The 21,923-nt window shown below is 68.8% G+C and carries 19 protein-coding genes; 9 read left to right on the forward strand and 10 right to left on the reverse strand.

Going from position 1 to position 21,923, the window contains the following annotated elements; all coding sequences use genetic code 11:
* Positions 1 to 35: 35 nt before the first annotated feature.
* Complete coding sequence (locus ACVN9Z_RS20875) at positions 36 to 188, forward strand: DUF3309 family protein (protein WP_006386347.1); 153 nt, start codon at positions 36 to 38, stop codon at positions 186 to 188.
* Positions 189 to 290: 102 nt separating this feature from the next.
* Here the strand turns inward: ACVN9Z_RS20875 and ACVN9Z_RS20880 are convergent, their stop codons facing one another.
* Positions 291 to 1,469: a PepSY-associated TM helix domain-containing protein gene (locus ACVN9Z_RS20880; protein ID WP_047990747.1), complete on the reverse strand. Its 1,179-nt coding sequence runs from the start codon at positions 1,467 to 1,469 to the stop codon at positions 291 to 293.
* 110 nt (positions 1,470 to 1,579) lie between these two features.
* On the opposite strand from ACVN9Z_RS20880, the gene ACVN9Z_RS20885 reads away from it, so the two are divergent.
* The gene (locus ACVN9Z_RS20885) at positions 1,580 to 2,527 is read left to right on the forward strand and encodes a 2-hydroxyacid dehydrogenase (protein ID WP_020927595.1); all 948 of its coding nucleotides are present in this window, start codon (positions 1,580 to 1,582) and stop codon (positions 2,525 to 2,527) included.
* Between the two features lie 25 nt (positions 2,528 to 2,552).
* Here ACVN9Z_RS20885 and ACVN9Z_RS20890 read toward each other — a convergent pair whose 3' ends face one another.
* Positions 2,553 to 3,389 carry a universal stress protein gene (locus tag ACVN9Z_RS20890; RefSeq protein WP_006386350.1) on the reverse strand — a complete coding sequence of 279 codons (837 nt, stop codon included), beginning with the start codon at positions 3,387 to 3,389 and terminating at the stop codon, positions 2,553 to 2,555.
* Between the two features lie 127 nt (positions 3,390 to 3,516).
* Positions 3,517 to 5,628, reverse strand: a complete 2,112-nt coding sequence (locus tag ACVN9Z_RS20895) for an FUSC family protein (protein WP_054439889.1) — start codon at positions 5,626 to 5,628, stop codon at positions 3,517 to 3,519.
* A gap of 355 nt (positions 5,629 to 5,983) precedes the next feature.
* Between ACVN9Z_RS20895 and ACVN9Z_RS20900 the strand changes: the two genes are divergently transcribed.
* The 3 genes from ACVN9Z_RS20900 (at position 5,984) to ACVN9Z_RS20910 (ending at position 8,673) form a co-directional block, all read left to right on the forward strand.
* The gene (locus ACVN9Z_RS20900; RefSeq protein WP_054472128.1) at positions 5,984 to 6,889 is read left to right on the forward strand and encodes an EAL domain-containing protein; all 906 of its coding nucleotides are present in this window, start codon (positions 5,984 to 5,986) and stop codon (positions 6,887 to 6,889) included.
* A gap of 176 nt (positions 6,890 to 7,065) precedes the next feature.
* Entirely contained in the window at positions 7,066 to 7,248 is a 183-nt protein-coding gene (locus tag ACVN9Z_RS20905; RefSeq protein ID WP_045953144.1) for a hypothetical protein, read from the forward strand.
* A 327-nt stretch (positions 7,249 to 7,575) separates the two neighbouring features.
* Entirely contained in the window at positions 7,576 to 8,673 is a 1,098-nt protein-coding gene (locus tag ACVN9Z_RS20910; RefSeq protein WP_054439756.1) for a DUF748 domain-containing protein, read from the forward strand.
* A gap of 1 nt (position 8,674) precedes the next feature.
* Here ACVN9Z_RS20910 and ACVN9Z_RS20915 read toward each other — a convergent pair whose 3' ends face one another.
* The 7 genes from ACVN9Z_RS20915 to ACVN9Z_RS20945 all read right to left on the reverse strand — a co-directional run bounded on the left by ACVN9Z_RS20915 (position 8,675) and on the right by ACVN9Z_RS20945 (position 16,433).
* A complete protein-coding gene (locus ACVN9Z_RS20915) occupies positions 8,675 to 10,852 on the reverse strand; it encodes a TonB-dependent receptor (protein WP_458212573.1) in 2,178 nt (725 codons plus the stop codon).
* A gap of 48 nt (positions 10,853 to 10,900) precedes the next feature.
* Complete coding sequence (locus ACVN9Z_RS20920) at positions 10,901 to 11,305, reverse strand: DUF2946 family protein (protein WP_045953145.1); 405 nt, start codon at positions 11,303 to 11,305, stop codon at positions 10,901 to 10,903.
* 41 nt (positions 11,306 to 11,346) lie between these two features.
* Positions 11,347 to 12,060, reverse strand: coding sequence for an MgtC/SapB family protein (locus tag ACVN9Z_RS20925; RefSeq protein WP_006386356.1), 714 nt, complete (start codon positions 12,058 to 12,060; stop codon positions 11,347 to 11,349).
* A gap of 172 nt (positions 12,061 to 12,232) precedes the next feature.
* A complete protein-coding gene (locus tag ACVN9Z_RS20930; RefSeq protein WP_006386357.1) occupies positions 12,233 to 12,604 on the reverse strand; it encodes a hypothetical protein in 372 nt (123 codons plus the stop codon).
* Between the two features lie 424 nt (positions 12,605 to 13,028).
* Positions 13,029 to 13,937, reverse strand: a complete 909-nt coding sequence (locus ACVN9Z_RS20935) for a c-type cytochrome (RefSeq protein ID WP_458212574.1) — start codon at positions 13,935 to 13,937, stop codon at positions 13,029 to 13,031.
* Positions 13,934 to 15,706 carry a GMC family oxidoreductase gene (locus tag ACVN9Z_RS20940; protein WP_006386359.1) on the reverse strand — a complete coding sequence of 591 codons (1,773 nt, stop codon included), beginning with the start codon at positions 15,704 to 15,706 and terminating at the stop codon, positions 13,934 to 13,936. Before ACVN9Z_RS20940 ends, ACVN9Z_RS20935 begins: the two co-directional genes overlap by 4 nt.
* Positions 15,699 to 16,433 carry a gluconate 2-dehydrogenase subunit 3 family protein gene (locus ACVN9Z_RS20945; RefSeq protein ID WP_054443415.1) on the reverse strand — a complete coding sequence of 245 codons (735 nt, stop codon included), beginning with the start codon at positions 16,431 to 16,433 and terminating at the stop codon, positions 15,699 to 15,701. Before ACVN9Z_RS20945 ends, ACVN9Z_RS20940 begins: the two co-directional genes overlap by 8 nt.
* 585 nt (positions 16,434 to 17,018) lie before the next feature.
* Between ACVN9Z_RS20945 and ACVN9Z_RS20950 the strand changes: the two genes are divergently transcribed.
* From ACVN9Z_RS20950 to ACVN9Z_RS20965, 4 genes are all read left to right on the forward strand, one after another.
* The gene (locus ACVN9Z_RS20950) at positions 17,019 to 18,602 is read left to right on the forward strand and encodes a TerC family protein (protein ID WP_054497083.1); all 1,584 of its coding nucleotides are present in this window, start codon (positions 17,019 to 17,021) and stop codon (positions 18,600 to 18,602) included.
* Between the two features lie 333 nt (positions 18,603 to 18,935).
* A complete protein-coding gene (locus ACVN9Z_RS20955; RefSeq protein ID WP_241072583.1) occupies positions 18,936 to 19,703 on the forward strand; it encodes a hypothetical protein in 768 nt (255 codons plus the stop codon).
* Between the two features lie 39 nt (positions 19,704 to 19,742).
* Positions 19,743 to 20,723: a SphA family protein gene (locus ACVN9Z_RS20960; protein WP_458212575.1), complete on the forward strand. Its 981-nt coding sequence runs from the start codon at positions 19,743 to 19,745 to the stop codon at positions 20,721 to 20,723.
* Positions 20,724 to 20,788: 65 nt separating this feature from the next.
* Complete coding sequence (locus ACVN9Z_RS20965; RefSeq protein ID WP_026384931.1) at positions 20,789 to 21,898, forward strand: BamA/TamA family outer membrane protein; 1,110 nt, start codon at positions 20,789 to 20,791, stop codon at positions 21,896 to 21,898.
* Positions 21,899 to 21,923 lie beyond the last annotated feature (25 nt).

The following is a 21,923-nucleotide window of genomic DNA, read 5'->3' on the forward strand; positions in this document are numbered from 1 at the left end:
GGGCCGCGCTTGAACCAAGAACAAACGGAGCCATCATGTCTACCATTCTGCTGATCGTCCTGATCCTCCTTCTCATCGGTGCCGTGCCCGCGTGGCCGTATAGCCGGGGCTGGGGCTATTACCCCAGCGGCCTGCTGGGGATCGTGCTCATTGTGTTGATCGTGCTGCTGCTGACAGGACGCCTGTAGCGCGGCGTCCCAGGCGCGTCCGCCGCTGCGGGAGCAGGGGCGGGCCGCCGCCAACGCGCCCCTGGACGGGCCGTGCGGCGGGCGCGCGGCGCGACGGCCGGCTCAGGCTTGCCGCGCCGCGCGTGCGCGCGCCTGCGCCGCCTGGCGGCCGCGATGCTGCAGGCGCCGGCGGCTGATCCAGATGATCACCCCGGTCGCGAAGAACAGCAACGGCAGCAGGCCGAGCACCGCCGTCAGGATGCGGGTCGGCAAGCCGTAGAGGCTGCCCGAGTGCAGCGGGAACATCACCGCCAGGAAGCGTTGCGCGGCCGTGCCTGAAATGGGGTCGGCCGCCGATACCAGGGCGCCGTTGCGCATGTCGATGAACATGCGCAGGGTGCCGACCGGCTGCCAGTCATCAGCGCGGCGCACGCGCGCCTGGTAGACGCCGCGCGCCGGATCGCGCCGCAGCATCACCAGGGTGGCATCGGCCGGCGCCAGGCCGCGCGCCCGGGCCGCGGCGCCGTCCCAGCCGATCTCCGGTTCGGCCGGACCCAGCGCCGGCAGCACGGCGGCGCGCGCATCCAGCGGCACCGTGGCCACGCTGGCGACCAGTTGCCGGCCCAGTTGCGGCAGGCCCAGGAAAAACCCGGTGCCCGCCACCACCAGCAGGAATAGCGCGGTTATCAGCCCGGCGGCGCGATGCAGTTCGTAGCTGGTGCGAAAGGCGCCGACGCCGCGCGTCACGGTCACCGAGCGACGCCAGTGCCCGGGCCGGGGCCACGCCAGATAGATGCCAGCCGCCAACAGCGCCAGCCACGCCAGCGCCAGCCAACCCAGGATTTCGCGGCCGGTCTTGCCTTGCAACAGCGTCATGTGCCAGCGCAGCAGCAATGGCATCACATGGGCCCGGTCCAGCGCGACCGCATCGCGGTTGCGGCTGGCCAGCAACTGGCCGGAGCAGGCGTCCACGCCTGCCTCGTTGTCCGCGGTCGCGTCGTGCCTGAATTGCACTCGATAGCTGTCGCCCGCGGCCTGGGGCAGGGTGATGGCGCCGATCTCGGCGCCGGGCCAGGCTCGCTGGACCGCGCCGGCGGCGGCCGAAGGGGGCTGCGCGGTGTTGCAGGCGCCGGCCGTGTTGCGCAGCATGCGGGCATTCAACCATCCATCCAGTTCATGATCGAAGGCCAGCAGGCTGCCGCTCAGGCCCGCCAGGACCAGCACCACGCCCAGGACCAGGCCCGTCCACCGGTGCAGGAATGACACGGCGGTGCGCAGGGATTTTCGGAGCTTGGCTTTCATGGCGCGGTCGATGGCGGGGGAGGCGGGTGGCGCGCAATTGTACCGAGGCGTAAGATCTGCCGGCGCTTTTTGGCGCCATCGAGTTTTCACTGCCTCCCTCCTGTAGCGACATGAAGATCCCCTTGTTGATATTGATAGACAGCGTGCACGATTTCCTGCCCGCGATCGAAGACCGTGGCTTTCGCTGCATCCTCGCCACCACGCCAGAGGAACGCGCCCGCGCCATTCGTGACCATGCGGACGAGATCCGGGTCGTGCTGACCCGCGGGGCCACCGGCTTTCGCGCCGACGAGATGGCGGCGCTGCCCCGGCTGTCGTTGATCTGTTCGCTGGGCGTCGGCTTCGAGAACATCGACCTGGCCGCCGCCCGCGCGCGCGGGGTGCAGGTCACGCACGGTCCCGGCGCCAACGCCACCTCGGTGGCCGACCATGCCATGGCCCTGCTGCTGGGCGTGGCGCGGCACCTTCCGCAGGCCGACGCCTGGGTGCGCCAGGGACACTGGAGCGGGTTCATGGGACCGCAGGTATCGGGCAAGCGCCTGGGCATCCTGGGCCTGGGCAGCATCGGCCTGGAAATCGCCCGGCGCGGCGCCAATGGCTTCGGCATGACGGTGGGGTATTACAGCCGGCGGGCGCGGCCCGATTGCGGTTATGCGTACTACGACAGCCCGAGGGCGCTGGCCGAGGCCAGCGATTTTCTGGTGGTCGCCACGCCCGGCGGCGCCGAAACGCGCCACCTGGTGGACGCCGCGGTGCTCGACGCGCTCGGGCCGCAAGGCTATCTGGTGAACATCGCCCGCGGCAGCGTGGTCGATACCGATGCGCTGATCGCCGCGCTGGCCGGCCGCCGTATCGCCGGCGCCGGATTGGACGTGGTGGAAGGCGAGCCGGTGGTGCCGCCGGCGCTGCTGGCGCTGGACAACGTGGTGTTGACGCCGCACAGCGCCGGACGTTCGCCCGAGGCGGTGTCGGCGACGGTGGCCCTGTTCCTGGAAAATGCCGGCGCGCATTTCGCCGGCCAGGCCGTGCTGACGCCGGTGCCCCCGCCTCGCGGCTGACGCGGCGCGGGCGCGCGGCCCGGGATCAATGCGAGAACATGATCGGCACGGTCATGCTCTTGAGGATCGACGCGGTGGCGCCGCCCATCGCCCATTCGCGGAATTTGCTGTGGCCGTAGGCGCCCATGACGACCAGGTCGGCACTGTAGTCGGCCGCCGCGTTCAGGATGGTGCCGCCCACGCCCACGCCCTTGATGTCGCGGCGCGCGTGATCCGGAGCCGGCATGCCCTGGGCGATGCAATAGGTGGCCAGGTCCTCGAACGGCACCGCTTCCTCCTTGCGGGTGGCGGCGCCTTCGTCCATGGTCAGCACCACCAGATGCGCGGCCAGGCGCAGCAGCGGCGCGGCGTCGGCCAGCGCCCGCGCGGCCTCGCGGCTGCCGTCCCAGCAATACAGGACGCGATCGCCGATCACGGGGAAGTCGCCGCTGGACGGCACCACCAGCACCGGCCGGCCGGCGGCCAGCAGCGTTTGCTCGACGAATTCGTTTTCGTGCGCGGCCTCGATGTCCTCGCGGTTCTGCTGGCTGACGACCAGCAGATCGCTGGTGCGGCCAAGCAGCGCCACGCTGGCGCTGGGCGAACTGGCGCCGGCGCGCACCACGGCCGGCACATCGGCCGCGGCGGCGGCTTCGAGGAAGGCGTTCTGCACCGCGCCGCGATTCTGCGCCTGCAGGTCACGCATCACGTCGAGGGTCCGCGACATCATCACGGATTCACCGTAGTAATACTGCAGGGGCGCGGAACTGGCGTAGATGCCGACCAATTCGGCCTTGTGGCGCCTGGCCAGGGCCAGGGCCACCGCGGTGCGGCGGGGGCAATCGAATCCGTGGTCCAGGTGGACGGAAATGCGGCGGTACATGGCGGCCTCCTTTTGAGTGCGGTAGGCCTCCATCGTTGCGCGTTCCCGCGCCAACGCCCTTGATGGGCGTCAACCGGTCCGCAGTTTGCCGGCGTTGCCGCAATACATGGGCGCGGCGGCGCCGGGATCAGGCCTGCTGCACCCGGTCGCGCAGTTGCCGCACCTGGCGCGCCTGCTGCGCGATGCGCTCGAGCGGCCCGGCCAATGTGGGCGCGGCCGCGGCCACCGCGGCGGGCAAGGCCAGCTGGCGGATGGCGACGGCCGGCTCGGGTTCCTGCGGATGCAGCGCATGCGCCAGCGCCAGGCCGTAGTCGCGCAGGGCCGGCGCGGCAGGGCTGTCCGGGGGCAGCGGCGGCTGGATCTCCAGCACCGTGCCGGCCGCGGTCACCCGGCGCATGGCGTTCAACAGATTGACGGCGGTATCCACCTTGCGGTCGCGATGCACGGGGTTCTGTTGCAGCCGCTGCAAGGACGCCTCGGCATTGTCCGCCGACAGGCAGGCCTGGCGGCGCAGGCCCACAATGTCGTCGGCCGTGCCGGCGCCGCTCTTGGCGCGGATCAGCGCCAGCGCGTAGGCGGCATGGTGTTCCAGCGCGCGGCTGAGCGCGCCCGCCAGTTGGCGGGGTTCCTTTTCGGGCCATACCAGGAAACCGACCAGCAGCGCCAGCACCCCGCCCAGGACACTGTTGAAGGCCCGCAGCGCCGCCAGCATCGGTTCGTAGATGTCCGGTTGCTGGATGTGGCTGACCAGCACGAACTGCGAGGTCAGGAAGAACGTGAACAAGGCATAGTGGACAGTGCGCGCGGCGAAGGTGCCGAGCGCGATCGGCAGCACCGCCAATGCCACCGACAGCGGCGTGCTCAGCAGCAGTCCCAGCAGCGACGCGCCGATGGCGCCGGCCACGCTGCCGATCACCCGTTCGAGCGTGCGGCGCCAGGTGCCGGCGAAATAGGGTTGCAGGATGAACACCAGCGTCAGCGACATCCAATAGCCGTGATTGACCTCGAAGGTCCTGGACAGCGCCACCGCGATGGTGGCGCCGATGCCCACGCGCAAGGCATGACGAAACGCGTCGGACTCGAAACGCAGGTTCTGCCGCAGGCTGCGCCACGCCAGCCGGGCCGGCGTGGCCGCGCGCGCCGCCGGCGCGGGCGCGACCGGGGTCCCGTCCCGCTCGAACAGCGCCTGCGCGATCGACTGGGCGGTCTGTTGCAGGCGGTCCAGGACCGGCACCATGGTCGCCAGGTCGGGGGCATGGGCCATGGCGGCTCCACGCAGCTCGTGCAGGCCGGCGCCGAAGTGGGCCAGCCGTTCGCGCAGGCATTCGGCCTGGCGCGCGTCGCCGACGTCCGAGGTGCTGGCGATGGCGTTGGCGACGCTGGCGTAGCGATGGAAGGCGTGCGACAGGTGGGCGCCGGCGGCGCGGCCGAGCCAGCGCGGCGCGTTCGACTCCAGCAGGTCGGCGGCGGCCACCAGGGCGATGAAGCTGTCTTCGGCGCTGTCGAGCAGATAGAACAATTGCTGGGCGCGGGTGCGCCGCGACGGGCGCGCATCCTGCACCTCGCGGATGCGCACGCGCGCCGCTTCCAGCGCGGCCCGCAGTGCGCTGCGCTGGGGCCGGGTGACCGCGCTCCAGGCTTGCGGACCGGCGGCCGGCGCCAGGCCCGAATACATGCGGGCCAGCGCGTCGGCGAAATCGGCCAGGCCGCGATAACAGTGCGCGACCGCGTGGGTCGCGTCCTTCCAGGGACGGCGGCGCCACACCAGCGCGGTCATCAGGATCGCCCACAGCGCGCCGGCCACGAAGAACAAGGTGTACGACAGGCTGGCGGCAAGCGTGGGCGCGGGCAATTCAGCCGCCACCACGAAGCCGGCCGACAGCAGGGTGCCGACAATGGCGGCCGCCGGCCCAAGCACGCGCAGCAGGCCGCCGAAGGTGCAGCAGGCGAAGGTCAAGGGCAACAACAGCCACAGGTGACCGGCACTGGCGCTGGCCAGGAAGCAGAACAACGCCCCGATCAGGCCCAGCGCCAGCATTGAGCCGGCGCGCTGGCGCAAGGGCCCGCCAGGATCGCCGAAGCAGGCCCAGAACGCGGCGATGGCGGTCCAGCCCAGCCGCGGCTCGTGCGCGAGCACGGCCAGGATCACGGGCGCGGCGCTGATGGCGGCGGCTTGCAGGGCATCCAGCCAGAGGACGTGGCGCAGCGAAAGGCGCCAACGGGATAGCAGGGTAGTCACGCGGGAAACCACGAATGGACGATAGTCCGCAATGGCGGAAAAGGCGCAACGCTACCATGTCGACAAGGCGAAATCGCAAAGAAATATTCGAGCGTCCGAGTAATGCGATTTTCATGAATCCTTCGCCTTGAATACTACTGGTTACATATATGTGACTTTGGCGCCGCACAGGCGCAGAATTGCCTGGAGTAAATGCGCAAAATCGCATAAAAAAACATTGGCGATCGAATACGCTGGGTAGTACACGAGCCGGTAAGCATATTCCTGCAGGCCGAATGTGAATACTCATGTCCAATGCGCCCCGTTATGCGCCCGGACAGCGCAGGTCATATTCCGGGGTGCTTCAGGAGCGAACATGACGCCAACCGACGAGGCTTCCACAAGCTCGGTGGTGAGCGACCAGGAAGTCGCCGCCATGATTACAGGCAAAGACGGCCTGCGGGTGTTGCTGCAACCGCAGGTCGACCTGCTGACCGGCCGCATCGTTTCGGCCGAGGCGCTGGCGCGCTGGCAGCATCCCAAGCTGGGCATCGTGATGCCCGCCGAGTTCGTGCCCGCCGTCAACCGGCTCGGGCTCGACAGGACGCTGTTCGAGCGGGTCGCGCAGCGCGTCATCGACATGTTGCAGACCATGCGGCGCGCCGGCATGGCGATTCCCATTGCAATCAATGCCCCGGCGTCGACGCTGTCGGACGAGCTCGCGGTCGAATTCCTGCTGGGCCGCATCCATGCCGCCGAACTGCCGGCTTCGCTGCTGCGGGTCGAATTGACCGAAGACCAGCCCATCAAGGAACTGGAGGCGTTGCGCGCGACCCTGGAAAAGCTGGAACAGGCCGGTTGCGAGGTCAGCCTGGACGATTTCGGCACCGGCCATGCCTCCCTGAAACTGCTGTCGGCCATTCCGTTGTCCGAGGTCAAGATCGACCAGTATTTCGTCACCCGGATGCGGCGCAGCGCGGTGGCGTTCGAGGTGCTGCGCACGGCCGCGGAACTGGCCACGCGGATGGGCTGGCGGGTGGTGGCCGAGGGCGTCGAGAACGTTGCCGACATTCCCGCCCTGCGGGCTGCCGGCTGCCGCTACGGGCAGGGCTACGCCCTGGGCCGGCCGATGCCGCTGGATGACCTGATGACGCGGTTGCGTGTCCAGCGCGACCGAGGCGAACCGCTGGCCGCGCCCGCCACCTATGCCTCGGCCTGGCTGGACGCCTTCGATCCGCAGGACGCCGAGGCCGGCCTGCCGGCGCACGTCACCACGCAATAAGGCCGCGGCAGTCGCGCCGCGTCCGGTCTTTCCGGCGCCTGCGCGCCGTGCCGCCTTTTCTGCCCACTGCCGCCAAAATTCCCCACAGCCGCTGACGGCGCAAGGGGCGGGGGGCCGGGCACGCCAGTTGCTGGCAAGTCCCTGGCGGAATGGTTCCGCCTCTCAGGAGACTTGCGATGGCAAACCCCAATCAGCCCGACCAGCAAAAGCAGCAGCAAAAGCAGCAATCCCAGGAAAATCCGCAGCACCGCGACCGTTCTCAGGGGCAGCAGCCTGGCGGCCAGCAGGTGGACAAGGACCGTGGCCAGGGCCAACAGCCGGGCCAGCAGGGCGGCCAGCGTTCGCAGACGCAGCGTTGACACCCTGAACCCGGGTATACCGGTTTTTGCGGAACAAGCCTGGCACAGGCCGGTGCGCCCACCGGCGCACTCGAGTCGTGACGATGCCCGCGCAACCCGTGCTGCGCGGGCATCGTCTTGTCCGCGAGCGCCGTGCCGCCGGCGGCGCATCGCGCCTCTGGCGGCGGCACGGCGCCGCGCCGCCCTGGATGGTCCACGCATACCGGTGATGCCATCCGCCTTGCGCCATGCGCGGCCCGTCGTTAAGGTGCCAGGGCAGGGCCGCTCCAAGGCCCGCCGCCACGCGATCGCGCAGCGGCCATCGACAGAACGAGACACTCCATCGCCATGAATGCCGCCACGCCGCGCCGCCGCTCGCTCCTGGGCAAGGTCCTCGTCATCCTCCTGGCGGCCGCCGTGCTGCTGGCCGTGCTGGCCTGGGTCGGCACCCGGGTGGCGGAGCGGCGCATCGCCGGCCTGCTGGGGCCGCGCGCGCAGGTTGGCGAGGTGCGGCTGGGCTTCAACGAGGTGGTGTTGACGGACGTGAGGATTGCCGGCGCCGCGGGCATGGCGCCAGCCAGCGCGCGGCGGGTGGTGGCGGAACCCGAATGGCGCTCGCTGCTGGGGCAGGTCGCCGTCTTTCGCCGCATCACCGTGCAAGGTTTCGATTTTGCGGTGCTGCGCGGCGCCGACGGCGACATGCAGATTTCGCCGGCGTTGCAGGCCGCCCTGCGTGAAGGTCACGGCGGCGACGCCGCGGCGCGGGGCCGGCGGCCGCTGCGGGCCGATGCCGTCATCCTGGAGGAAGGCCGGCTGGATTTCATCGACGCCGCCATTGCCACGCCGCCGCATCGCATTGCCTTCGACCACGTCTCGGCGCGCCTGCAACCGCTGGTGTTGCCCGCCAACGACCAGCGCAGCGACATCACGTTCCAGGGCGCGGTGCGCGACAACCGCGGCGGCGCGTCCACGGTGCAGGCCAACGGCACATTGACGCTCGGCGGCAGCGATGCCGACATCACGGTGGCGGTGCGCAACATGGACGTCCGTCACGCCGCGCCATACCTGGCCGGCAACGGCGCGGGATCGCTGTCCGGCGGCGCGATGGACCTGGACATGCGCACCACCATCGCCCGGCGCCAACTGGAGGCGTCGGGCGTGGTGGCGCTGCGCGACCTGGCATTCAGCGGCGACGGTTCGCTGTTTTCGTTGCCGCGCAAAGCCGTGCTGGCGGCGCTGGAGAATCGCAAGGGAGTCCTGCGCATGGAATTCAAGCTTTCCGGCAGCCTGGACAACCCCAAGTTTTCGGCCTCGCGCGGGTTCGCCGCGCAGATCGCGAGCGGCTTCGGCCGCGCCATCGGCGTGGGGGCCGAAGGCGCGGCCGGGGGCGTTGCCGGCGCGGTGAAAGACCTGGGCGACGCGATTTCCGACCTGTTCACCCAATGAGTCAGAAGCGGTAGTTCGCGCTCAATTCCACCCGGCGGCCTTCGCCCAGCAGCCACTGCGTCTGGTTGTAGTAGGCCGTCTCGGCGTACTGTCGATCGAACACGTTGAATGCCCGCAACGCCAGGCTCAAGTCGCGGCGCGGTTCCCATTGCAGGGCCAGGTTGGTGGTGGTGTAGCCGGCCATTTCCAGCCGGTTGGCGGCGTCGGCGTAGCGCTTGCCGACGTAGCGCAGGCCGGCGCTGGCGGTCCATTGCGGCGCGAATTTCCAGCTGACCCAGGCGTTGGCCACGCGTTGCGGCACGTCGGTCGGCACATTGCCGACGCGCGACACGGCGACGCCGTTGACCGATTCGCTGAAATCGTCATAGCGAGCCCGCAGCACGGCCGCGTTCAGGTCGACACGCCAGGCCGGCGTCAGTTCGACCCCCAGCGTGGCTTCCAGGCCGCGCGAGGACTGCTTGCCGACCTGGATGCGCAACGCGGGGTCATTGGGATCGCGGCTCACCAGGTGATCCTTGCGGATATGGTAGGCGGCCAGGGTCCACTGGCCCTTGTCGTCCCAGAACGTCTGCTTCAGGCCGACTTCCACCTGGCGTCCCTTGGACAACTCGAAGTCCTTGTTCGCCGGCGACAGCAACAACAGGCTGCCGACCGGGTCGGCGGCTTCGGCATACTGGCCGTAGACGGACAGGGTGGGCAGCAGGTCGTAGACCGTGCCGACGCGCCAGCCGACATTGTTGAACGTGGTGTCGAAGGCGGTCTGGCCGGCCACCAGGTCGCGCCGCTTCAGGTCGATGTGGTCATAGCGCAAGCCCGCCAGCACCGACCAGCCGGGTGTCAGCATCAGCCGGTCTTCGGCGAACAGGGCGTACTGGTCGGCGGTGTTGCGGTAGCGCGGCGTGGTGCCGGCGAGGTTGATGAAGCGGCCGTGGTCGACATCGTACGGATCCACCAGCGAGGTGCCCGAGTACGGCGAATTGTTGGTGTGCTTGAACGAGGCGTGGTTCAGCTCGAATCCGACCGCCACTTTGTTCGCAAGGCCGAAGAGATGGCCGTCGAAGGCGGCGTCGGTGACCGTGCCGACCTGCCGCTGGTCGTGGCGGATGTCGGTGTACGCGCTGCGCTGGATCAGGCCGCTGGCGGGTTGCCAAGTGTAGTTCTCGGCGTCGCGATAGTCGCGGTCGCTGCCGATGTAGTAGACGCGGCTGCGCACGCGGGCTGCCGGGTTGGGCGACCATTCGGCCTTCAGCTCGGTGCGGCTGTCACGGTAGATGATCTTGCTGTCGGCCACGTTGTAGTTCTGGCGCCGCAGGCCGTAGTCGATCCTGCCGTCGATCAGCGGGGTGCCGAAGTAACGTGTCGGCTCCTGCCAGGCGTAGGCCTGTGTCAGCGTGAAATTCAGGTCGGGCGAGACGTCCAGGCGCAACGCCGCGGTCACGGCGAAATCGCGCGAGTCGCCCAGGCTGAGGCCGGAATCGGTATGGTTGCCGCTGATGTCGAGCCGGTACGACCACTTGTCGTCGAGCGCGCCGCCACTGCCCAAGCCCAGGCGCTGCGTGTCGTGGGTGCCGACGGTGGTCTGGATTTCGTTCTCGATCGGGCCGCGGGTCGGCTTCTTGGGAATCACGTTGACCACGCCGCCGATGGCGCCCTCGCCATACAGCACCGAGGCCGGGCCGCGCAGGACTTCGATGCGGTCGACCGCCCACGGATCGTAGAGGAAGGTCTGGCCGACGCCGCCGAACTGGCGCACGCCGTCGTACAACTGCGCAACGGAGTTCGAATCGGTGAAACCGCGCGACGACAGCGACGAGCCGCCGTTGCCGGGATGGCGCATGGCGCTGAGGCCGGCGGCCTGCGTGATGGCATCGGTGACGGTGACCGCGCCGCGCGCGCGCAGTTGTTCGTTGTCCAGGATTTCGATGCTGGCCGGGGTATCGAAGGGCCGCAGGCCCAGCAGCGTGCCCGTGCTGGCCGGCTCGAGCAGAGTCGGCGCGGGGGCATCGGCGGACACGGCGATGGCGGGCAGGGTGGCGACGTCGCGCGGCGTGGACGCAGCGGCGGGGGAAGAAGAGGGAGGCGTGGATTGCGCCTGCGCGACGGGGACGCAGGCGAGCGTGGCCCAGACGGCCAGGCGCCGTGTCAGGACGCGCGGCGTCCTGGCGGGGGAATGGAACATGGAATTTCTCGGTAAGCCAATGAAGCCGCGCGTGGCGCGGCGGAGCGATCAGCGGGGTACCGGGAAAGCGGGCGGGGCGCGGGCGCCCAGTGGCGGGCCGGGCGGGGAACCTTCGGCCACGGCCGGCGGCGCGCGCGCCGCCAGCGGATGGGTCATGAGGGCGCTGGCCGCGATCAGTGCCGCCGGCGCGGAGGGCAGCGCCACCGCGGCCAGCATGGCGCCCATGGGGCAGGTGGCGGCCTGCGCCGCGTGGCGTTCGTCGGGCGCGTCGCCGCGCTTGGCGGGGCCGGCCACCCAGACCGGACCGGCGGCTGAGCACAGCTGGATCAGCGTGCCGCCGCCCGGCGTCGCGGGCATGAAGCCCGGCGGCACCAGCGCCTTGAGCGCAAACAGCGCCAGCACCAGCCAAAGGCAGGCGGCGTTGCGGGCAAGGGGCATGAAGCGGGGGCGCATGGTCGACGCCCATTCTAGAAGGTTTTGCCGCCGCCCGGGAACTACACGGTGCGGGCGGCCCAGAAGGCGGTGCGCACGCCCGGGGCGGCGGCGATGCGGGCCGTGACGCGGTCCAGGTCCAGTTCGTCGACCGATGCCTCGCTCAGCGCGGCCTCGATCTCGACCTCGTTCTCGCCGAACTGGTCGATCTTCAGTTCGGACAAGGGCAGTTGCTCGGCCTCCAGCACGTCCTCGAGCACGGTCATGGCAGCCTGGCGCTGGTCCACGTGCGCGATAACGTGAATCACGGTCGTGACTTCGGTGGTCTGCGCATCCACCGGCTGGCGATTGATGTGGCTGACCAGCGGCCGCAGCAACGTGTTGGCGGCCAGCACGAAGGCGGTGGCCGCCAGCGCCTCCAGGATCAGCGAGGCGCCGGCGCAGGCGCCGATGGCGGCCGAACCCCATAGCGTGGCGGCGGTGTTCAGGCCGCGGATGCTGCCGCCTTCGCGCATGATGGCGCCGGCGCCCAGAAATCCCACGCCGGACACGACGTAGGAAATCACCCGCGCGCCGCCGTCGGGACCGCCGACGCGAAAGGCCATGTCGACAAAGATCGCGGCGCCCACCGCCACCAGCGCGTTGGTGCGCAGGCCCGCGGTACGTTGACGGTATTGCCGCTCGAAACCGACGATGGAGCCCAGCACGAATGCCGTCGCCAGGCTGATCAGGGTATTGGCCAGCGTCAGCAGCTGGATGTTTTCGAAGTTCTTCATGTTGTTGTTCTCGGATTCGGCAGGTCGCGTCGTATCGGACCGGGTCAGGGCAATTGCCAGACGGAGGCCAGCGTCAGCCCGAAGGCCACCAGCCACAGCAGCAGCAATGCAACCACCCGGGCAACGAGGAGGCATTTGTACGGGTCTTTCATGACAGTCTCCTTTCCATGGCTCAGGCGGGCAGCACGGCAATGCGGGCGCCGTCCTCGTTTTCCCAATGCACCCGGCGCACGTCGGGGCTCTGGCCCAGCCGCAGGGCGACGGCGCTGAGCAGGCCGCGCAATTGCGGCGGGCACTGCAGCGTGACCGTGGTGCTGGCGAGCTGGCCGGCCTCCTGGCGCGAGATGCGCACGTTCAGCACGCGCAGGTCGAGCGCCTGCAGTTCGAAGTACAGCTGCTTGCGCAGGGCGTTGAGGGTGTCGGCGACGCTGACGATGGTGAACTGGTAGGTGGGGGTGGCGGCGCGCGCGGCCGGGGCCGCCGCCGTCATGCCGCGCACGGCGGCGCCGCCATCCAGGAAGGGAAGGAATTTCTTGATGCGCATGGTCGTCTCCAGGGGGAGTACGGTGGAAGGTCCACATGCATGCGCCGCCCGCCGGTCGCGGCGCGGGCGCGACAAGGCCCGCGATTCGCGTCGGCAAGCTGATGGGGGAGAGGGCCGGGGCCGGTCGATGCGCGCGCGAGCGGGCTGGTGTCCGGGCCGGATGGCCTTGTCCTGGCTTTACGCAGGACTCGGCAGAAAACTCTGCGGATCCTGCGTCAAGCGGCGCAAGCAGTCGTGTATCGACTACATCCGTCGTTGTCCACAATGATCTCGGGGTGGTTGAAGGTGCCGCAATTATAAGAACGGATAAGGGAAAACACCAAGGGAAAATTCCTGTTCGACACGTCTGCGGCGGCGCGCGCGCCGCAAGCGGCGCGGCAATGGGCCGGCTCCTTGCCCGGGCCCGCCGCGTGCCGCGATGGCTTCAGCGCGTGCCGGCGTAATACTGGCCCAGCGCCTCCACCTCGCTGTCGGTCAGGCGTTGCGCGAACGCCCGCATCACCCCGACGTCGTCGTTCTGTCGCGATCCGTTGCGAAAGGCGTTGATCTGGTCTGCGAAGTATTCCTTGGACTGGCCCGCCAGCCGGGGCAGCAGCGGGCCTTCGCCCAGGCCGCGCAGGCCATGGCAATTGGCGCAGGCGGGCAGGGCGCGGGTGCCGTCGCCAACCTGGTCCAGCTTGCGCGCCGCTTCGCCGCCGGCTTCGCCCACGTGCAGTGGCGGCCCGGCCAGGCTGCCGTAGTAGGCCGCCAACTGGCCGATCTCCTGCTCGCTCAACCCTTGGGCGATAGTGTCCATCAGCGGTTGCTTGCGCGTGCCCTGGCGGAAATCGGCCAATTGCTTGGCAATGTACTCGGCGGTCAGTCCCGCGAGATTGGGGAAGATGCCGCCGCTGGGGGTGATGCCGGCCTGGCCGTGGCAGGCGACACAGGCCTGCACGCCGGCGGCCGGCTTGCCGGCGGCGGCCAGTTGCTTGCCCTGTTCCGGGTCGGCGCCGCGCAGATAGCCTTCCCAGACCGGCCGTGACGCGCTGAAGTCCAGCGCGCCGCGGCCGGGCACCGGCGCGGGCGCGGCTGGCGTTGCCGCGGCGGAGGCGGGCGGGGTGGCGCCGGCCGCGGCGCGGGGCGCCTGTGTCGGCGCCGCTGTCGATAGTGATGGCGATGGCGATGGCGATGCGGCCGGCGCCGCCGCCGCGGGGGCCTGGACGGCGCTGGCCCGGATGGGGCCCTCGCCGCCAGTGCCGAACATCTGGTGCAGGGTGGCGACCAGCGTGATGGCGGGCACGCCCACCATCAGCGCCACCGCGATCAGGATGCCGTTGCGATGTTCGATCATGATGACACCAGCCGCCCTGGCGAACGCAGATAGTCCGCCTTGATTTTCTCGACGATCCAGTAGGCGGTGGCGCCTACCGTGCCCGTGGGGTTGTAGCCCGAATTCTGCGGAAACAAGGCCGCGCCCGTGACGAAGACGTTCGGCACGTCCCAGGATTGGCCGTAGCGGTTGACCACGCTGGTGGCCGGGTCGTTGCCCATCGCGGCGCCGCCGGTCAGATGGGTGGACTGGTACGCCGTGGCGGAGAACGGCCGCTTGCGAGGACCGGGCTCGGTGCGCGTGACGCCCTTCATGGCGCGGCCGATCTCGTCGCCGCGCTCGGTCAGGAACGCCGACATGCGGATGTCGTTGTCGGGAAAGTCGTAGGTGACGCGCAGGAGCGGCAGGCCCCAGGCGTCCTTGTAGGTCGGATCCAGGCTCAGGTAGCCGCCGCGCCACGGCTGGGCCGAGCCGGTGATGGTGATGTTGGCGGCGTGGTTGTAGTAGCGCTTGACCGCCTTCTTCCACTCGGCGCCCCAGGCCGGGGTGCCTTTGGGCGTGGGGTGAAAGCCGATGGGCGCGCCGCTGACCACCTGGATCTGCAGATAGCCGCCGCCGACAAAGCCATGCGGGCCATGATCGAAGTTGTCGGCGCTGAAGTCGTCCATGGTGACGGCCACGGCGCCCGCGCCCATGAACGGATTGATGTTCACCGACTCGTCGAAGAACAGGTTCACGCCCGAGGTGGTCTGGTGGGTGTAGTTGCGCCCCACCACACCCTTGTCCGTGACCGGATCGTAGGGCTGGCCGATGCCGGACAGCAGCAGCAGGCGCACGTTGTTGATGCCGAAGGCGCACAGCACCACGATCTCGGCCGGCTGGAAGATCTCGGCGCCGGCCGCGTCCACGTAGGTCACGCCGCGGGCGCGCTTCTTGTCGGGCGTCAGTTCGACCCGCAGCACGTGGGCCCCGGTGCGGATCTCGAAGGTCGGCAGCTTCAGCGCCACCGGCAGGATACAGACCTGCGGCGAAGCCTTGGCGAAATGTTCGCAGCCGAAGTTGGAGCAGAAGCCGCAATACACACAGGCGCTCATGTGCAGCCCCTCGCTGTTCACGTAGGGCCGGGTACAGAGCGCCGACGGCTGCACATAGGGGTGATAGCCGAGCTGTCTGGCGGCCTCGCCGAACAGCGCCGGCGCGTACGGCACTTTCATCGGCGGGTTGGGGTAGGGCCGCGAACGCCAGGGCTCGAACGGGTTGCCGCCTTCCTGCTTCTGCCCCTTGATGTTGCCAGCCTGGCCGGAAGCGCCGATCAGGTAGTCATAGCGGTCGAAATAGGGTTCCAGCTCGTCATAGGTGAGCGGCCAGTCCTGGCAGGTCAGTTCGGGATCGAAGATCTTCGCGCCGTAGCGTTCGGTGTAGTGGCTGCGCAGACGGAAATCGGTGGGATCGAAGCGGTAATAGGCGCCGGACCAATGGTTGCCGGCGCCGCCCAGGTGGGTGCCGGGATAGGCGAATTGCCAGCGGCGCATCGGTAGCGCCTTCTGGTCGGTGTTGTTGCGGAAGGTGAAGGTCTCGGTCGCCGCGTTCTGGTGCAGTTCGTGGCGCCGCGTGTACTTCAGTTCGTCATGGACGTAGGGGCCCTGGAAGTCGGGCGAGGGCCAGCGCGCCTCGCCGCGCTCGAGCACCACCACGCGCTGGCCGACGGCCGCCAGCTCCTTGCCGATGATGGCGCCGGTCCAGCCGCCGCCGACGATCGCCACATCCACCGCGGGCAGCGTCTTAGCCATGGCCGTCTCCCGGTTTGCCCATGTGGCCGCGCGCGTTGGCGATGGAGACGGGCCTGCCGGCCCAGATCACGCCATGGCGCTCGATGTCGTTGGAAAATGACGCATAGGCGCCTGGAAAGCCCACCAGCTTCCAGCCCACCATGTCGACATTGCCGCCGTACAAGGGGTCGGAGAAGAAGCCTTCGATGGTGGCGTCCAGCAGCGCCTGGAAGAACACGTCCGATGGCAGCGGTGAAAAGTCGGGCTTGCCGGCCTGCATGTCATGCAGCCAGGCGTCCTGGCGCGCGGCGTCCAGTTCGGCATAGGGTTTGCCGTCCTGCCTGCGGGTGGCGACGTCCAGCGCGGCCAGGCCGCGCCGGAACATCTCGGCGGGCGTGAACGACAGCTGGTAGCCTTGTTCGGGGGTGCCGCTTTCGAACGGGCCCTGGCGATAGAACTGCTCGCCCGCGCCCCAGGCGCCCGCCAACTGGCCGTCCAGGAACTGGGTCACGCCGGCTTCCTTGGCGCCCGGGCCGAGTTCGTCCGCCGGAATCAGGCGCGCGGCGATCGCGTCCATGGCAGCGGCTTCCTGCGCATTGAAGAACTTGAGCGTGCGGTTCGGCGGTTCGGCGGCGGGCGGGGAGGGCTCGGGCGCGGCCTGGGGCCGCGGGGCCCACGCGGCGCCGGGCAGGCCCACGGCCAGGGCCTTGAGCAATCCGCGCCGTCCGGAAACTGGTTGGTCGTCCATGCATCGCTCCAGCGGCGGAGCCGGCGTCCGGCGAGGCTTGCCCTGCGGCGCTGCGGCCCGCGAGGCAACGACCTCCGGAGCGTTCGGCTCCCGAGTGAAAGGGATCCCGCGACAGCATATGTGTTCGTGTGCTGAGTTTGTCACTGATTTGGGGGCCGCGACAACTGGCGCATCCGGGCCAACCCGGGTTTTTCTTCTCTTTACATTTCAGCTAATATTCAGGTTCCTGAAAGAATGAGAGCACGGCGGAACATGCGGCCCGCGTTTGCCACGGCAAGCAAGGACGGTTTCGCCATCTATGACCGACGACCCGCCTCCTAGTACGGCGCCGCTCACGCAGCGGCGCCCGGTTTCTCCTCCCTGCCGACTTCCGGCATCCGGCCGTTGCTGGCCGACTCCCCACGATTGCGCGACGGCGCCGACGCCACGCATAGGCGGACGCGCGCCGCCGGGCCGCCTCTTGCCCGCGATTCCCGGACGGGCCGCGGGCCCTGATCCCTTGCTTTCCCGTCCGTCCCTGCCGACGGCTTGCGGGCTGCCGGGCGCCCACGCCCGCCCGCCCCGAATTTTCTTTGTGGAACGTTGATGATTTTCGACTGGATGTCCGACCCGACCGCCTGGCTTGGCCTGGCGACGCTGGTCATTCTTGAAATCGTGCTGGGTATCGACAACCTGGTGTTCATCGCCATCCTGGCCGACAAACTGCCGCCGGCGCAGCGCAACCGCGCCCGCATGATCGGCCTGACGCTGGCCATGGTGATGCGCCTGGGCCTGCTGGCCAGCATCGCGTGGGTGGTGACGCTGACCGCGCCGCTGTTCACGGTGCTGGGCGCCGAGATCTCCGGGCGCGACCTGATCCTGATCCTGGGCGGCCTGTTCCTGCTGTTCAAGGGCACCATGGAACTGCATGAACGGGTCGAGGGCGGCAGCGCTCACGATTCCGGCCAGAAGCCGCAGCACGCGGTGTTCTGGCAGGTGATCCTGCAGATCGTGGTGCTGGACGCGGTGTTCTCGCTGGACTCGGTGATCACCGCGGTCGGCATGGTGCAGGACCTGAGCATCATGATGATCGCGGTGGTGGTGGCGATGGCCGTGATGATGCTGGCCAGCCGTCCGCTGATGGGCTTTGTCGCCCGCCATCCGACCGTGGTGATCCTGTGCCTGGGCCTGCTGCTGATGATCGGCTTCAGCCTGGTGGCCGAGGGCCTGGGCTTCCATGTGCCCAAGGGCTACCTGTACGCCGCGATCGGCTTCTCGATCCTCATCGAGCTGTGCAACCAGCTGGCGCGCCGCAACCGCGCCAAGGGCACGCACGCCCTGGGACGGCGCCAGCGCACCGCGCAGGCGGTGCTGCGGCTGTTGCGCGCCGGCCGTGGCGGCCACGTGCCGCAGCAGGCTGACGAAGTGGTGGCGCTGGTGGACAGCGTCGGCGAGGAACCGGCGTTCGCGCCGGAGGAAAGCTCGATGATCGAACGCGTGCTGGCCATCGGCGCGCACGACGTGCGCGCCATCATGGTGGCGCGGGGCGACATGGTCTGGCTGGATGTCGCCGACACACCCGACCAGATCGTGCGCAAGTTCGCCTCGGGCCACTCGCGCCTGCCGCTGTGCGCCGGCGATCCGGCCAACGTGCTGGGCGTGCTGCACTTCAAGGACCTGCTGGCGCTGCTGCGCAACCCCGGCCCGATCGACCTGGTGGAACTGGCGCGCGAGCCGCGCTACGTGATGGAAACCACGCCGGTGCTCAAGGTGCTGGACGAACTGCGGGCGTCGCGCGACCACATGCTGATCGTGGTGGACGAGCACGGCGTGTGCGAAGGGCTGGTGACGCCGATGGACGTGCTGACCGCGGTGGCGGGCGAGCTTCCGGAACATGCCGAGGCGCCGCCGGAGGCGCTGCAACTGTCGGACGGATCATGGCTGCTCGATGGCCGGCTGGCGCTGGCCGAGGCGGCGCGGCTGCTGGACGCGGCGGAACTGGCCGATGACGCCGACGACGCCACGCTGGCCGGCCTGCTGCTGAGGGCGGAGGGGCGTATCCCGGAAACCGGCGATGTGGTCGCATGGCGCGATTGGCGCTTCGAGGTCACGCGCCGCGACGGCCTGCGCATCGACCAGGTCCATGCGCGCAAGGCGACCGACGCCACCGCCGCTACCGGCGCGGCCTGATCGCGGCCTGCCGCCGCCTGTGGTTTACACGCGCGCTGCGGGAATGCCGTGGCGGCATTCCCGTATTCTCACGGCGGCGGCCGGCCACGCATTCGTTTCAATCCGGGTGGGCGGCGGCGTGATTGATCGCACTATTGGTCAATTCAAAAGATTATGAGAATATTGTCGAAAATTTCGGCCCGTTAATAATAAGTTTTCATTCAGCAAGGGCCGAATAAATCGGCGGCACCAGCAGCGAATTTGTCTTTGCACGATGAACCATTCAATGGGGAACGAAGCATGGGCACGATGTTGTTTGCGGGCAGAACAAGGGGACGGCCAGGCTTTCTGGCCTTGATCGGCGCCTGCGCGCCATTATGTCTCGGTGCCCAGGCCTGGGCGCAGTCGGCGGACGACGCAAACCAGAGCAATAATCCGCTCAATCTCGCGCCTTCGCTCAATTTCCAGAATTACTACACGCCCAGGCTGTTCGGCGGCAACGCGCATACCAATGATTTTCTGGTCCGGCCCACGATTCCGATCGCGCCGGGCGACTGGATCGGCGTGCCGCAGATATTGCGCGTGACGGCACCGCTGAGCACCCGGCCCGCGCTCGATGGCGGCTACAGGACCGGCCTGGGCGACCTGAACCTGTTCGATATCTTCCTGCTCGGCCAGGGCACGCTGGACGTGGGCGTGGGGCCGATGCTGACCATGCCGACCGCCACCAGCCGGGAACTGGGCGCGGGCAAGTGGTCTGGCGGACTGGCGGCGGTGGTGGTGCACCCCAGCCCCGGCGGGCTGCTGGGCGGGCTGGTGCAATGGCAGCATTCCTTTGCCGGCCAGAGCGGCCGGGACACCGTCCATACCGCCACCGTGCAGCCCTTCGTGATCCGCAACCTGCAACAGGGGTGGTACCTGCGGTCGACGGCCACCTGGACCTTCGATCTGCAAAAGAACGACTACTACATCCCGGTGGGCCTGGGCGCCGGCAAGGCCTGGCGCGTGGGCGGGAACATCTTCAATGCTTTCGTCGAACCGCAGTGGACCGTGGCGCACAAGGGCGAGGGCCTGCCGCAGTTCACGCTGTTCGCCGGTATCAACATCACTTTCGGGCGCTGAGCGCCCGCCATGCCTTTACGACCCAGCGGGAGCCACAGCATGTCGAGAGTGTCGCCTCATCGCAGTTCGCGCCCCAGTGGCGTTCCGTTGCTGGTTGCCGCGCTGCTGGCCGTGCCCTTCTCGGCGCATGCCACCGAAGGCGCGCTGGGGCGACAGGTGACGGGCACCAGCGTGCAGCCCAATGCCGGCATCGTTTCGCCCGAGCCCATCTGGGCGGTGAACTTCGCCGAGATCTACCTGGACGGCAAGGTCGGCGGCGGCCGCGACGTGCCCTTGGGCAAGCGCGTGTCGGCCGACGTGGAGGGCAAGGTGGCGTTCACGCTGGCGACCTTGCTCAAGACCTGGGACACCGGGCCGGGCCGCTGGAACTTTGCGTCCAGCGTCACATTGCCCTATGTCTGGACCAAGGTGAACGCGCGGGCTTCCGGGCCGCTGGGCCGCAGCACGGGCGAGAGCGATACCGCGTCCAACCTGTTCGACCTGTATTTCTCGCCGATCATCGCCGGCTACCACTTTTCGGAAACCTCGCACATGGCGCTGAGCCTGAACGTGTGGGCGCCCACTGGCAAGTACGATGCCAACGCCCTGGCCAATCCCAGCCTGAACAACTGGACCTTCATTCCGCAGGTGGCCTATACCCATATCTTCCCGGAGTCGGGCTTGCAGCTCGACACGGTCGCCAGCGTGCAGTTCTACACCCGCAATAACGATACCGACTACCGCAACGCGCCGATCTTCGGCATAGACGTGATGGGGCGCAAGACCTTTTCGAACGGGCTGGCCGTGGGGCTGGTGCTGGGCACGCAGCAGCAGCTGGGCAGCGACAGCGGGCCGACGGCGGATCGCCTGAATGGCTTCAAGGGCCGCGACTGGGCGCTCGGCCCGGTCATCACCTACGACCGCAAACTGGCCGACAAGCGATCGCTGTCGCTCGGGCTGCGCTGGGTGCCGACCATCAGCAGCACCAATCGCCTGGACAGCAGCAGCACCGTCATGGCCTCGGCCACGCTGGTGTTCTGATACGGGCCATGCAGCCTTGGGCGCCGTTCGCCGGGGCGGCGGGCCCGCTCGCCTGGGAGGCGTCTATGCGCCATGCGTTGCGTGTGTTGGGGCTCTGGCTGGTCTGCGGCGCGGCGGTCGCGCAGAAGCTCACCGACCCCGAGGACGGCGGCTTCGACATCAGCAACTATCTGCTCCACAACAAAGGGTTGATGCCGGTGCCGGCGGTGATCACCGAACCGGCCGTGGGATATGGCGGCGGCCTGATGCTGCTGTATTTCTCGGAGTCGATGTCGGAAGCGGGCGAACGCGCGCGGGCCAGCGGCGAGGCCGCGGCGCCGCCCAACATTACCGGGGCCGGCGGCTTGATGACCGAGAACGGGTCGCGCGGCGGCGGCCTGTTCCATTTCCACACCTGGGGCGGCGACCGCTACCGCTACCTGGGCGCGCTGGCCCAGGGGCGTATGAATCTGGACTATTACGGCATGCTCAACCGCGGCCGCAGCTACGAGCTGAAGGGGACGTTCCTGGTACAGCAACTGCTGGCCCGGCTTGGCGAATCGAAATGGTATGCGGGTCCGCGCTATACCTATTTCAACTCCCGCACCACGTTCACGGGACAGATGGCGTCCGAGCTGAAGGCGGGAGACGTTTCGCGCAGTATCGGCAAACTCGGCCTGGTGGTGGACTACGACGGCCGCGACAACATGTTCTATCCCACCAAGGGCGCTTATGCAGAGCTGGAGGCCCAGTTCGCGCGGCCGGGGTTCGGCAGTTCCCAGTCCTTCGATACCTATGGCGCCCGCGGCTATGTGTGGCAGCCGCTGTCGCCGCGCTGGACGCTGGGGCTGCGGGCGGATGCCCAGGTCACCAGCGGTTCGGTGCCGTTCTACGCCCAGCCCTATATCGACCTGCGCGGCGTCTCGCGCGGCCGCTACCAGGACAAGAACGCGCTGACCACCGAAGTCGAACTGCGCTGGAACGTGACGCCGCGCTGGTCGCTGCTGGGTTTTTCCGGCGTGGGCAAGGCCTATGGCCGCTGGAACAGCTTTGGCCAGGCCACCAATATCGTCAGCGTCGGCACGGGATTCCGCTACCTGATCGCGCGCAAGCTGGGCCTGGCGGTGGGGATCGACGTGGCCCATAGCAGGGACCAGAACGCGTTCTACATCCAGGTGGGCACCGCCTGGCGATAGGCGCCGGCGCGGCCCGGGTGGCGGC

The sequence above is a fragment of the Achromobacter sp. KK8 genome (genome assembly GCF_054188005.1).